We start from the raw sequence: 12,200 nt of genomic DNA, 5'->3' as shown, positions 1-12,200 counted from the left end.
ATGGTTGTCCAGTCATAACTATATAGCAAATCAGCTTGCGGCTCAACATATAACATAGCACTTGAAGACAGCCGAAGAAAACTACCGTAAACATCATAGTCTACAACGCTTTTTTACTCCACATTCATTTTGAATCATTTTCTAACAACATCACATCTTCACCCTGCTGTTGTCTTATTTTGATATTAGCTCTCCCCCAAGAACACATTAAGTCAATAATTTCATTTGCTGTAATTCCATATTCCGTTATATAATACTCCACTTTTGGAGGCATTTGATTATACACATGTCTACCTATGATACCATCCTTTTCAAGTTCGCGAAGTTGCTGTATAAGAACCTTTTGAGAAATGCCCGGAATACTATGCTGTAATTCACTTGTCCTTTTTCTACCAGACATTAATAAACATATGATTAATGATTTCCATTTACCTCCGATGATCTCAAGTGTTGCTTCTATGCCTAAATTATATTGTTTCATAGTACCACCTCTTCAACGCTAAAATAACAAGTTTATCTAATTAAATCTATAATTGCATATCTTCACTCTAAGTCCAATGCACACTTTCAAGTAACTATCTTACTTTATTGTGTGTATTTACTTTTTTTGAAGCATACAGAATAATAATAGAGCATCTACAAAGGCAAATATGTTACGTAAGAAAGGTGATTTATGATGAAAACTCTTGTGATTTTAGCTCATCCCAATATCGAAGATTCTAGAGTAAATAACAGATGGAAACGAGAATTACTTCAATATACCAATGAAATTACAATTCACGAAATTTATAAAGAGTATCCAAACTGGAGCATTGATGTTTTGAAAGAGCAAAAGTTACTTGAAGCACATAGTAATATCATATTTCAATTCCCTTTATATTGGTATAGTTACCCACCTTTATTAAAAAAGTGGTTGGATGATGTTTTTACTCATGGATGGGCTTATGGTTCGCAAGGTGATAAGCTAAAAGGAAAGAAGCTAGGGATAGCCATGTCCATCGGCGACAAAAAAGAAAATTACTTACCTACTGGTTCCGTTTCTTTTACTGTAGATGAAGTTATAGCACCTTTTAAAGCAAGCGCAGTGCACGTTGGCGCCATAACATTACCCTATTTCGCTGTCTTCGGAGCCTCGTTTCAAGCAAGCGACGAAGACATTAATCAGAGTGCAAAGGACTATATTAAATATATATTTCAGTATAAATAGAATAGCAATAATAGTACTCGCATCTTAACCATATAAAAACAGGCTCTTGGTGGCATCCGCCAATCCAAGAACCTGTAAATGTTAGGCAATGATGCGGTCGAGAGGACTCGAACCTCCACGGGGGGTTAGCCCACACGGACCTGAACCGTGCGCGTCTGCCAATTCCGCCACGACCGCATATTATGTACTCACACCGATATTTTCAATCACGGTAATTAAGATTATATCTCCCATAGAACATAAAATCAAGCTATTTTTATAATATATTTCCTATGAATCATTACCGTAAATATAAGAAAATCACTGGATATCACAAACCAGATATGGTAAAATGGGTCCATCAGGAAAGGAGGTGCGTCAACATCAATAATCACATGTTGAGCGTATCCCTTACCCGGTCCGTTATTCTCTAATTTACAGAGTTGACGGAGGCGTGGGATACGGATCAAGGCTTTAATTAAGCGCCACGGGTAGAAAGACCGTCCTCGGACGGTCTTTTTTATTTCAACAACATCTTTCTCATACTTGACTATCGGAATATGATTACATACTGTGAAAAGAGGCGTTAAGATGTCGATTAGACCCGCGAATGTAGAAGAGTTCAAGGAACTGGCAGCCATCTGGCTGGATGCTTCCGTAGAAGCCCACCATTTTATTGCTCCGCAGTATTGGGCATCACAAGCTACTGAGATGGAGAACAGGTACCTTCCCCTCGCTCAAAACTACGTTATCATACAAGATGATCATAGCATCGGCGGCTTCGTTTCCATGTTGGATGGATACTTGGCGGCTTTGTTTATACGTGTTGATTCTCAAAGAAAAGGCTATGGCAAGTTACTACTAGATTGGATCAAAAAGCAACATAATGAGATTCAATTAAAGGTATACCAGTCGAACACGAAAGCATTCAACTTCTATACTAAAAATGGATTTACCATTCAAGCGGAATCTGTTGATAGCGAAACTGACGAGAAAGAATTTGTAATGGCATGGACAAAACATGAACGATAATGAAGCACCTTTAGCTATACAGTCTTCTTATTTAACCCATAGACCTCGGTATATAAGATCTCTTTAAACGGAGCAAAATCCTGTTCAGCCAGCGTACCTGGATAGCTCATAATTTGAAGCTGCAGATCAGCCTGTCCTTCTCTTAATGGGGGCTGTACATAGTCAAAATGGTTCAGATGAAACCCCAAACGTTCATAAAAACCAATTCTTCTCCGAGTCCATTCATCCACTGGTGGCTCAACCTCCAGTACTACCGGTTTAACGGACTGTGAAATAAACTTGCTCATAAGCTCTTTACCTAACCCGCCACCTCGTATAGCCGAATCTACGGCAATATGCTCTACAAACCGAAAATCTGTAAACTCCCATCCCGCCAAAAAAGCAATTGTTTGCCCTTGTTCGTCCATTTTGGTAAGTAAACGATAACACGGATGATGAAGCAGAGTCCTCTGTGACTCGAATGTCCTGCATTCCGTTTCAGGAAAAGAAGCTTCCATAATCGCATACACTTGAGAGAATTCAAGTTCATTCATTATACTTTCAACTCCTCTAACATTAACTTGTTGGTCTACTAATGTCATTTACATTAGTCCCTAACCCTTTATACCTTGTTTAATTCCATAAGCGTCAGCAATATGTGTTCCAACAGCTCTGGAATGTCTTCCATCTGATCTTCGTTAATTTGTCTGGAAAATCGGAGTTCAATCCTGTTTTGGTATGTAGACATCTTCTCTCCGTAAATCTGACTAAGTGTTTGTACCGGTCGAAGATCGGGCTTCCAAATTTCGGTCAGTATATTTTCAATCCGGCTGCATTGTGACTCAACCTCATGAATTTCCATGTAAAAACTCAACAACAAGACACATCCCGGAGTTTGATCTTTGATTTCCAAAATTTCCGCAGCCAAGTTGTTTAAATCCGCCTTTAGTTGAATCTCTGCTGTCACACCCGGGTGTTCTCTCAGTCTGAATTGGACAGCAAATTCACGTGACATCACGGACATTTCCAATCTGTCGATTCGCTGCGTAATGTCAATACGTGAATCCAGATTATCCAGATCGTATACTGTATTTTCCATGGCCACTTTTAAATTATCAAAAACCGTCGGGTCGAACATATATATATTTTTCACCTCCAATTATGGAGTATAACATAACACCTGTTACTCCCAAAATAAAATGCCCCTTTTCACTAAAGCATATTAAGATGGGATTTTATAGTATACAGTAAGTTGGTCGATTCCTATGTCGAAGTTTAGTGAATATATTTGTAAAAACACATAATTGTAACAAAAAAATATATTTTTTTGATTATTATCCTATATTATATTCCAATATACTGGAATATAATATATAATATTGGATGGGATTGGTTATACATATTCATATAAATCCCAAAATAAAAAGAAGGGAAGAATTCATAAATATGAAAAAAGCGATTTTTTCCACACTAGGTCTTGCACTTCTATTAAGCACATCCACCGCCGTTGCATCTGCTCAAGAAGCAGCGCCCGCATTACAAAAGGAATCTATCCAGCCTTCTAATTCATGGTACGCCGACACAGAGCCTAATAACTGGTTTGATGAAATTACCAGTGAAATAACAGTAGGGGATGGAATCGATATCTATGGGAGCTTAGGAAGAAAAATTCCTGGAGGATATGCAGGCTATTATGACTTTGTCGATTATTATAAGTTTACAGCTTCTCAGTCTGGATTCTACGAATTTAATATTCAAGGAGAAATATATCCCAAAGCATGGATGAGGCTTAGTGTGGCTGACAGTAAAGGAAGCGTCAAAAGAAGTGCAGAAGAACGTCAATACCGTTTAGGTTTAAATCTTAAAGCTGGAGAGACTTACTACTTGTTAGTAGAAGCAACCGACGCTGATGTTGGTCAATTGTTCGACTATAGAGTTACTTCCTCGATTAAATAAATCAAACAGCCAATCTTGAGCATATAAAAAACGCGATCCTTTTTACAGGGATCACTTCTTTTATATTTTTTGAACTCTACTTGTCTTACGACAAACGTAGCTATATCCTCGTAGGAGAACGACGGATTACGTTTATACCTTCTTCGTGCTTATGGCTCGTTTATACTAATGAGTATAAATCCAAAAAAGAGAGGACTCTTATCCATGAAAAAAACGTTATTAGCTTCATTAGGTCTTACACTTATGCTGAGTACTACTGCCAGTGTTGCTTTAGCCGAAGAAGCAAATTCTGTACCCGTAGCAAAGGAATCAACACTTGCCTCTACACTTGAATATAATGAACAGGAGCCAAATGATTGGTTTGAGCAAGCTAACTATTATTTTATTGGTGATGCTGTCATTGGAACCCTTGGTAAAGAAGGGGTACCCGGAGTCTGGGAAGCCATTGACGTATTTAAATTTAAGGCTTTTGAAGCTCAAAAAGTTCATTTTACAATTCAGGGAGACAGATATTCTGATTCCTGGTTGGAAATGACTGTTTACGATAGTACTGGTAATAAAATTAAACGTTCAAGAGACGGTAACTATTTTTTAGATGTAGAACTTGAAAAAGGTAAGGAATACTACCTAGTCGTCGATGCGCCAGGACTTCAACCTTACACAGGAAATACATTCTTTTATAAAGTTTCTTCTGAAGCTATTTAAAATTATGTAACTTACTTAGTAGTTTAAAAAATTAATAAAACATAACTATGCCAAAAAGCCTCACCCCTTTCTCAAGGGGTGAGGCTTTTGTAGTTCAGTCATTCTATTCGGTGCACTTAGTTCTTTTACCCCTGTGTAAGTCTTACGACAAACGTGAGCTAAAGTCCTCGTAGGAGAACTGACGGATTACCTTGATGCCTTCTTCGTCGTTGTAGCTAGCGATGGCTGGCAGGTTGACTCCGTTAAACATATGATTTTTAACCATCGTGTAATGGGCCATGTCGCAGAATACAAGCTTGTCTCCCGGCTTCAATGGCTCTTTAAAGGAATAGTCTCCAATTACATCTCCAGCCAAGCACGTAAGTCCACCAAGTCTGTAAGTATGTGCATACTCACCAGGTTTGCCTGCATCAATGATATTAGGGCGATATGGCATAGCCAGCACGTCAGGCATATGACATTCAGCCGAAGTATCCAGAATGGCAATATCCATTCCGTTTTTCATCGTATCCAATACGGTAGCCACTAGATATCCAGTATTCAAAGCAATTGCTTCGCCTGGCTCCAGATAAACCTGCACACCATATTTATCCTGGAAATATTGAATACAGCGTACCAGCGTGTCCAGATCATAGTCTTCTCTGGTAATATGGTGACCGCCGCCGAAATTAAGCCATTTCATGTTCTTAATGTATGGCCCGAATTTCTCATCCACGACTTTAATGGTGCGCTCTAGCGTATCTGAATTCTGTTCACACATCGTATGAAAATGAATACCGTCCACGCCATCCAGATCCTCAGGTCTAAAGTTAGCCAGAGTCACACCCATTCTGGAGTTGTTGTAGCAAGGATCATACAACGGCGTTTCGATTTCCGAATATTCCGGATTAACCCGAATGCCGATGTCGATTTTTTTGGAAGTTACGCTTTGCACTCTGCTTTTGTAGCGTTTCAGTTGATCAAAGGAGTTGAAAACAATATGGTCAACATATTCCAATAGCTCATCAAATTCACTGTCTACATAAGCAGGTGCGTATACGTGAACTTCCTTGTCCATTTTTTCGCGACCGAGTCTGGCCTCGAACAACGAACTGGAGGTTACGCCTTTTAAATATTTGCCAACCAGAGGAAAGGTCGAAAACATCGAAAATCCCTTAAGAGCGAGCAAGATACTGCAGCCTGTCCGCTCTTGAACGGAATTTAAGACCTCAAGGTTTTTGACAAGAAGTCTTTCGTCAACAAGATAACAAGGTGATGGAAGTCCTGTAATATCAATATTCATCGCAGACCTCAATCAAGCAACGTTGGCGTAAAGTTCTCTTGCCATGGCAATCCGTGTTTATTTAGTGCTTCCATAAATGGATCTGGATCAAATTCCTCAACGTTGTAAACGCCTGGTTTTTTCCAGATACCTTTGATGATAAGCATTGCACCGATCATGGCAGGAACACCAGTTGTGTAAGAAATGGCTTGGGAGCCAACCTCTGCATAACATTCCTCATGATCACAAACATTGTAAACATAATACGTTTTTGGTTTTCCATCTTTCACACCTTGGATGATGCAACCAATGTTCGTTTTGCCTTTTGTTCTTGGTCCCAGAGAAGCCGGGTCTGGCAAAATAGCTTTCAGGAATTGCAGTGGAATGATTTGTTGTCCTTCGTAATCAATAGGCTCGATCGAAGTCATGCCTACGTTTTGAAGTACATTCAAATGATTCAGATAATTGTCCGAGAACGTCATCCAGAAGCGGATTTTTTTCACGCCTTTAATATTCACTGCAAGAGATTCCAGTTCTTCATGGTACAAAAGATATATATTTTTCGGTCCAATTTCAGGAAGGTCGTATACCTTTTTCTCAGAAAGTGGCTCAGTTTCAATCCATTCTCCGTTTTCAAAGTAACGGCCCTTCGCCGTAATTTCACGAATATTGATTTCCGGATTAAAGTTAGTTGCAAAAGGATATCCGTGGTCCCCTGCATTCGCATCCACAATATCAATCGTATGAATTTCATCAAAGTAGTGCTTTTGAGCATAAGCCGTAAATACTCCAGTTACGCCTGGATCAAAACCGCTGCCCAGCAGAGCTGTAATTCCTGCTTTTTCGAATCTTTCTTTGTAGGCCCATTGCCAGCTGTATTCAAACTTCGGCGTATCCGGCGGTTCATAGTTCGCCGTATCAACGTAATGAACACCTGTCTCAAGGCAAGCATCCATTATCGTCAAATCCTGATAAGGGAGAGCCACATTGATAACTACATCCGGTTGAAAGCTTCGAATCAAGTCAATGACCATGTCGGTGTTGTCAGCATCAAGCTGAGCCGTTTGGATCTTCGTACGACCTCCACCCAGCTTCTCTTTAAGCGCATCGCATTTCTCAACAGTTCTGCTTGCGATACAAATTTCTTCAAATACATCTGGGTTTTGGCAACATTTATGCACCACAACGCTGGCCACGCCACCGGCGCCAATAATCAATGCTTTTCCCAAAATAAATAACCTCCTTATTCCATACGCTAATCGCTAATCATTCTTGCAAACAAAATGATTATAAAGACATCCCACCAAATAATCAAGAAAAACGACAATTTGCTGTATCAAAATTCACAGGAACATGTCACAAAAACTTTAAAAATCCCAAAATTAGGCATAAAGACTCCGTAAAGTGTGCGGAAAACAAACATTACCCCATACAATCCAAGGAAGTCAGCACGCATTTAACGGAAGTTTTTTTGAATATAATGCTCATAGCCCTAAAGAGTTAATATTATCTTATTTCTAAACAAAAGACCACCCCTCCGCATCCTATGAAGAAGATTCATGTGGAGGTAAAATAATGGGCTGATAGCGTAATGCCTCATCTACGATCTCTGCCGCACTCAAATCACGATCATCCCAGTAGATCAAATTACTGATCCCCGGATGGGGCGTATTTTGCTTCACTATGGTCAGCATACTGTCGATTTCCTCTTCTGTTCCCTCACCTCTGATGATTTTTTCCACTAACTCTATAAGCTCACTTCGGTCTAAATTTTGGAGTTCCTCGCTGGCTCGATCCAGACTCATGTAATCGCCCTCCTTTGTTTTGAGTATGATCATTGTGTGGGCCCATCCTTTTTTTCTGTAAGCGCTATATGACCTATGAGCTTTAAGAAGCGTTTATGATAAATAAAGCCGCCCCCATTATGGGAACGGCTCTATACAATAATAAAGCTTGTTAAACCATGATTTTGCAAATATCGTTCGTGAATTCAACCGGATCTTGCAGCGGCAAGCCTTCGATCAGCAAAGCCTGATTATACAGTAATGCCGTATAGAGGTTTACCTTCTCCTTATCCTCGGCAAAAGCTTCTTTCAAAGAGTTGAACACCGCATGGTTTACGTTGATTTCCAGCACTTTATTCGCTTTCACATCGGCGTTATTAGGCATGGCGTTCAAGATTTTTTCCATCTCAATCGTCACTTCGCCGTCTGCGGACAGACATACCGGATGTGTCTTCAAGCGCTTGGAGGCTTTAACACTGGATACCTTGCCTTCCAGCAAGCCCTTCATGTACTCGAACAGCTCTTTGTTGTCGTTTTGTTCTGCTTCTGTTTCTTTCTCGTTTTCGTCAGGCTCAATGCCCAGATCGCCGCTCGATACAGATTTGAATTCTTTCTCTTTGTAGCTTAAGAGCATTTTAATAGCGAACTCATCAATATCATCGGTGAAATACAGAATTTCGTAGCCTTTGTCAGCCACCATTTCGGTTTGCGGCAGTTTTTCAATACGCTCATTGGACTCCCCGGAAGCATAATAAATATACTTCTGATCCTCTGGCATACGCGATACGTATTCGTCCAAAGTAACCTGCTTTTTCTCTGTAGAAGAGTAGAACATGAGCAGATCCTGCAGAGTTTCTTTATGTCTGCCGTAATCGTTGTAGACACCAAATTTTAATTGTCTGCCAAATGATTTGTAGAATTGATCATATTTCTCCCGGTCATTTTTGAGCAAGGTCAGCAATTGGCCTTTGATTTTGCTTTCGATATTTTTGGCAATCAGCTTCAGCTGACGGTCATGCTGCAGCATTTCTCTGGAAATGTTGAGCGACAGACTTTCGGAGTCGACCATACCTTTGACAAAGCTAAAATAATCCGGCAGCAGGTCAGGAGATTTTTCCATAATCAGCACACCGTTGGCATACAACTCCAGCCCTTTTTCATATTCCTTGGAGTAGAAATCAAACGGAATATTTTCAGGAATAAACAGAATAGCTTGGTACACTACCGCGCCATCCGCACTGACGTGGATATGCTGGAGCGGCTTGTCGTAGCCATAGCGTTTTTCCGCGTAGAAATTTTGATAATCCTCGTCGGTCAGCTCGCTTTTGTTTTTTCTCCAGATAGGAACCATGCTGTTGATACGCTGTTCTTCTTCGTAATCCTCGAACTCGTTGTCGCTTCCCTCTTTCAGACGCTTGCCTGTAATATCCATTTTAATCGGATAGCGGATAAAGTCGGAGTATTTTTTAATCAGTGCTTTTAAACGATACTCGTCCAAATATTCGTCGTAGGACTCATCTTCGGTGTTTGCCTTGATTTTCAGAACTATCTCGGTTCCGACCTCGTCCTTCTCAGCTGCCTCAATGGTATACCCGTCTGCACCTGTGGATTCCCATTTATATGCAGTATCGCTTCCCAAAGCCTTGGTAGTTACTGTAACCACATCGGCTACCATGAAAGCTGAATAGAAGCCCACGCCGAATTGACCGATGATGTCATGACCATCCTTGGATTCATTTTCATTTTTGAATGCCAGCGAGCCGCTTTTAGCAATAACACCCAGGTTATTTTCTAGTTCTTCCTTGGTCATACCAATCCCGGTATCACGCAGGGTTAGCGTTCTGTTATCCTTATCGGCAGTTACTTTGATATAGTAATTTTCTTTATCAAAGACCAGTTGATCATCCGTCAATGCTTTGTAATAAATTTTGTCAATCGCATCACTTGCATTGGAGATCAGCTCTCTTAGGAAAATTTCCTTTTGCGTGTAAATCGAGTTAATCATCATTTCGAGCAGACGCTTGGACTCAGCCTGAAACTGTTTTTTCTCCATTCGGATATCTCCTTTCAGATATAAACCTATGTAAGGCCAGCGGATATGAGCTATGCAAACGATTCAACTTTGTTAGCACTCCCATCATTCGAGTGCTAGCCTACCTTTTTTATAACATTCCTCATTTTTTATGTCAATATCTCGGTCGGCTGAACATTAAAATTACATTTTAGGAAATCGCTAGTGTCTAATGTGCTTAAACATCACGTTAAACATTTCGACAGAAGATGGAAACAGCCCCTGTACATGGGGAAGCAGATTACTCCTGATCCGCAGCTCATCCTCATTCAAATGCTGTAGGTCCTCATGAAAGAACCAAACAATAGGATAATCGCCGTCCTTATGTCTGCTGCCTGCATTTAAACAAACGGGACCCTGGTCGTCCTCTGCTATTGCAAAAGGAATGTAGCCTGCTGACAGCAGAGGTGACCATTGATCGAGCAAATCATAAAATGCCTTTAAGCCTTGACCTACAGGCAGACGTGGAAACTCAACAAACGTACAATCGCTCCAGTATACTCCCGGAATGGATTCATTATCGAATTGTAAAGATACATAATGGTAGGACATGATAAAACTCCTCAGCAGGGGCGGCAGCTCAAAATGGTATTTTTCCTCCATCTCCCGAACTTCCTGTTCAGTAATCTGTGAAGGAAGAGGCTTCCACTTGATCCATCCCTCCTCGTCGACATTCCCATCACGCATTTCAATCGGTACATTTTCTTCCACATCCATAAAAAAGGCTTCATCCATCTGAGCAAATAGTTCCTTCATGGATGTACGAATATCCGCTTTCTTGTCCATGTCCTCACACCTCTTTCCTCTCTATTCACATTTTGCATCATGGGTTAATGCCAAATGCCCTCTATTTGAAAATAGCATTGTAATCATGTGTTTCTACACTTTTTAAGTTCAGCTTATCAGAACTTGCTTTTATCACCATTTGCGGAATATTAGTATTACCAGCGCAATGGCTCATAGTTACGCCAGATCATCCAACGCGCCGTCTCTTGAATTGGAGCGGTGCCAATGCTATATTCGTCCTTCGTGCCGCTCTGCAAATCAATCAAATGAAGCATACCGCCATACGTTCCAACCGCCAACATACTTTCATCAGGTGTAACTGCCAGCCCGGATATCGTATTGCCGACAAAATAGCGCCAAAGTTCACGGCCCTCCCTGTCAATCAGACGGAGATAACCGTAGGCATCACCCAAAATAGATCCTTGTGTCAGCGCTGTTGCAGCGTATACTCGCATTTCTTCATTCATCATCGGCCATTCTTCCTTATTCTGAGCAAGACCCTGCTCCACCTCAGCAATCGACACTTGAATGGTGGCACCGTTATAGAAATGACAGGCATTATACCAGACATCCAGATCATCTTTGGAAAACAGAGCATAATGCGGATAACTAGAATTTGGCCCCAATGTATGCACCGTCTTATCGGACAGATCCATAAGCATATGCTCACTCATCTGGCTGCCGTAAGCGATCCAGCGTCCATCCCTCGAAACAGCTCCATGAGCCATATCCACAATCGTGTCTTCCAGCTCTAGTTCTCTTCGTTCAGACGCCTTGGGATGGATCAAATCCACCTGATCAACACCCAGCAAATAAACGCCGTAACCGCAAACCAGCAGAAGTCGCTGTCCATCGCCAAACGGAATCACTTCATCTAATATATCCTCAGGATGATCCTCATCTCCCAAGCACTCCAGATCAGGAATGGATGCTTTTAAGCGTCCTTGTATATCCTTCCACTGAAAATGTGCTGTCTCTTCTCCTTGCAGATTTCGGTCCGGTTGACGAACAATACGAATCCCCTGTCCATCCACCAACGCAAAATAAGTCCCGTCCGGCGAACAGCCTACTCGATGCAGTCCGGGGATTTGCAAGATTCTATCTTTTCCCGTCACATAGATCGTCCCACGTTCCCGAGGATTGCCCGCATGTACAATGATTTCATTGCCTCCATTCACAAAAGCTATCGGCCTAACGGCTTGCAAAGCCTCCTCGAACGCTGGTGTAAGCGGCCAAGACGCGGCTGGAATCTCTCGACGTAACTGCTCCATTTCACCAGCCTGATTTGCCTCCTGAATCATACGAAAAATATCTTTGGCCAGCTTGGGGCGTTCGTCCTGCTTAGGCTCTGATTGCTCCTGCTGCCATTCACTTTCCATGCCGACTCTGACAAATTCATTCACATCTGCGGCATACCTTTTTCCTTCCTGTCACCACTTT

At 41.2% G+C, this 12,200-nt stretch carries 13 protein-coding genes and 1 tRNA gene; 4 read left to right on the top strand and 10 right to left on the bottom strand.

Annotation, left to right across the window (positions count from 1 at the left end):
- Positions 1-124 precede the first annotated feature (124 nt).
- Positions 125-481 (bottom strand): winged helix-turn-helix transcriptional regulator, encoded by a 357-nt coding sequence (locus tag T3H97_RS08730; protein ID WP_328802290.1) that lies wholly within the window; start codon positions 479-481, stop codon positions 125-127.
- Between the two features lie 195 nt (positions 482-676).
- On the opposite strand from T3H97_RS08730, the gene T3H97_RS08725 reads away from it, so the two are divergent.
- Complete coding sequence (locus T3H97_RS08725; RefSeq protein WP_328802806.1) at positions 677-1,207, top strand: NAD(P)H-dependent oxidoreductase; 531 nt, start codon at positions 677-679, stop codon at positions 1,205-1,207.
- A 92-nt stretch (positions 1,208-1,299) separates the two neighbouring features.
- Here the strand turns inward: T3H97_RS08725 and T3H97_RS08720 are convergent.
- Positions 1,300-1,384, bottom strand: a tRNA-Leu gene (locus tag T3H97_RS08720).
- 393 nt (positions 1,385-1,777) lie between these two features.
- Here T3H97_RS08720 and T3H97_RS08715 point away from each other — a divergent pair.
- Positions 1,778-2,218, top strand: a complete 441-nt coding sequence (locus tag T3H97_RS08715) for an N-acetyltransferase (protein ID WP_328802289.1) — start codon at positions 1,778-1,780, stop codon at positions 2,216-2,218.
- 14 nt (positions 2,219-2,232) lie between these two features.
- Here the strand turns inward: T3H97_RS08715 and T3H97_RS08710 are convergent, their stop codons facing one another.
- Together T3H97_RS08710 and T3H97_RS08705 are read right to left on the bottom strand one after the other, a co-directional pair.
- Entirely contained in the window at positions 2,233-2,751 is a 519-nt protein-coding gene (locus tag T3H97_RS08710; RefSeq protein WP_328802288.1) for a GNAT family N-acetyltransferase, read from the bottom strand.
- A 68-nt stretch (positions 2,752-2,819) separates the two neighbouring features.
- Positions 2,820-3,335, bottom strand: a complete 516-nt coding sequence (locus T3H97_RS08705) for a hypothetical protein (protein ID WP_328802287.1) — start codon at positions 3,333-3,335, stop codon at positions 2,820-2,822.
- A gap of 308 nt (positions 3,336-3,643) precedes the next feature.
- Between T3H97_RS08705 and T3H97_RS08700 the strand changes: the two genes are divergently transcribed.
- Entirely contained in the window at positions 3,644-4,153 is a 510-nt protein-coding gene (locus T3H97_RS08700) for a hypothetical protein (RefSeq protein ID WP_328802286.1), read from the top strand.
- Positions 4,154-4,357: 204 nt separating this feature from the next.
- Complete coding sequence (locus T3H97_RS08695; protein WP_328802285.1) at positions 4,358-4,858, top strand: hypothetical protein; 501 nt, start codon at positions 4,358-4,360, stop codon at positions 4,856-4,858.
- Positions 4,859-5,000: 142 nt separating this feature from the next.
- Here the strand turns inward: T3H97_RS08695 and nspC are convergent, their stop codons facing one another.
- The 6 genes from nspC to T3H97_RS08665 form a co-directional block, all read right to left on the bottom strand.
- Positions 5,001-6,140: a carboxynorspermidine decarboxylase gene (gene nspC / locus T3H97_RS08690; RefSeq protein WP_328802284.1), complete on the bottom strand. Its 1,140-nt coding sequence runs from the start codon at positions 6,138-6,140 to the stop codon at positions 5,001-5,003.
- Between the two features lie 8 nt (positions 6,141-6,148).
- A complete protein-coding gene (locus tag T3H97_RS08685; RefSeq protein ID WP_013309649.1) occupies positions 6,149-7,348 on the bottom strand; it encodes a saccharopine dehydrogenase family protein in 1,200 nt (399 codons plus the stop codon).
- 315 nt (positions 7,349-7,663) lie between these two features.
- Positions 7,664-7,924: a bacteriocin immunity protein gene (locus T3H97_RS08680; RefSeq protein ID WP_328802283.1), complete on the bottom strand. Its 261-nt coding sequence runs from the start codon at positions 7,922-7,924 to the stop codon at positions 7,664-7,666.
- A gap of 151 nt (positions 7,925-8,075) precedes the next feature.
- Positions 8,076-9,956: a molecular chaperone HtpG gene (gene htpG / locus T3H97_RS08675; protein ID WP_328802282.1), complete on the bottom strand. Its 1,881-nt coding sequence runs from the start codon at positions 9,954-9,956 to the stop codon at positions 8,076-8,078.
- 180 nt (positions 9,957-10,136) lie between these two features.
- Positions 10,137-10,760, bottom strand: coding sequence for an SMI1/KNR4 family protein (locus T3H97_RS08670; protein WP_053325132.1), 624 nt, complete (start codon positions 10,758-10,760; stop codon positions 10,137-10,139).
- 155 nt (positions 10,761-10,915) lie between these two features.
- On the bottom strand, positions 10,916-12,163 hold the full coding sequence (locus T3H97_RS08665; protein WP_328802281.1) for a hypothetical protein: 1,248 nt from the start codon (positions 12,161-12,163) through the stop codon (positions 10,916-10,918).
- Positions 12,164-12,200: the final 37 nt, after the last annotated feature.

Origin of the sequence: Paenibacillus sp. LX16 (assembly GCF_036252815.1) — a bacterium.
Taxonomy (GTDB): Bacteria; Bacillota; Bacilli; order Paenibacillales; family Paenibacillaceae; genus Paenibacillus; species Paenibacillus polymyxa_B.
The sequence above is the reverse complement of the archived record's forward strand: the minus strand, read 5'-3'. Positions and strand labels throughout refer to the sequence as shown.

Excerpts from the sequence above, each read along its gene's own strand:
- T3H97_RS08695 (WP_328802285.1), top strand. The coding sequence starts at position 4,358 with ATGAAAAAAACGTTATTAGCTTCATTAGGTCTTACACTTATGCTGAGT.
- T3H97_RS08670 (WP_053325132.1), bottom strand. The coding sequence starts at position 10,760 with ATGGACAAGAAAGCGGATATTCGTACATCCATGAAGGAACTATTTGCT.
- T3H97_RS08700 (WP_328802286.1), top strand. The coding sequence starts at position 3,644 with ATGAAAAAAGCGATTTTTTCCACACTAGGTCTTGCACTTCTATTAAGC.
- T3H97_RS08725 (WP_328802806.1), top strand. The coding sequence starts at position 677 with ATGAAAACTCTTGTGATTTTAGCTCATCCCAATATCGAAGATTCTAGA.
- nspC (WP_328802284.1), bottom strand. The coding sequence starts at position 6,140 with ATGAATATTGATATTACAGGACTTCCATCACCTTGTTATCTTGTTGAC.
- T3H97_RS08730 (WP_328802290.1), bottom strand. The coding sequence starts at position 481 with ATGAAACAATATAATTTAGGCATAGAAGCAACACTTGAGATCATCGGA.
- T3H97_RS08680 (WP_328802283.1), bottom strand. The coding sequence starts at position 7,924 with ATGAGTCTGGATCGAGCCAGCGAGGAACTCCAAAATTTAGACCGAAGT.
- T3H97_RS08715 (WP_328802289.1), top strand. The coding sequence starts at position 1,778 with ATGTCGATTAGACCCGCGAATGTAGAAGAGTTCAAGGAACTGGCAGCC.
- T3H97_RS08710 (WP_328802288.1), bottom strand. The coding sequence starts at position 2,751 with ATGAATGAACTTGAATTCTCTCAAGTGTATGCGATTATGGAAGCTTCT.
- T3H97_RS08705 (WP_328802287.1), bottom strand. The coding sequence starts at position 3,335 with ATGTTCGACCCGACGGTTTTTGATAATTTAAAAGTGGCCATGGAAAAT.
- htpG (WP_328802282.1), bottom strand. The coding sequence starts at position 9,956 with ATGGAGAAAAAACAGTTTCAGGCTGAGTCCAAGCGTCTGCTCGAAATG.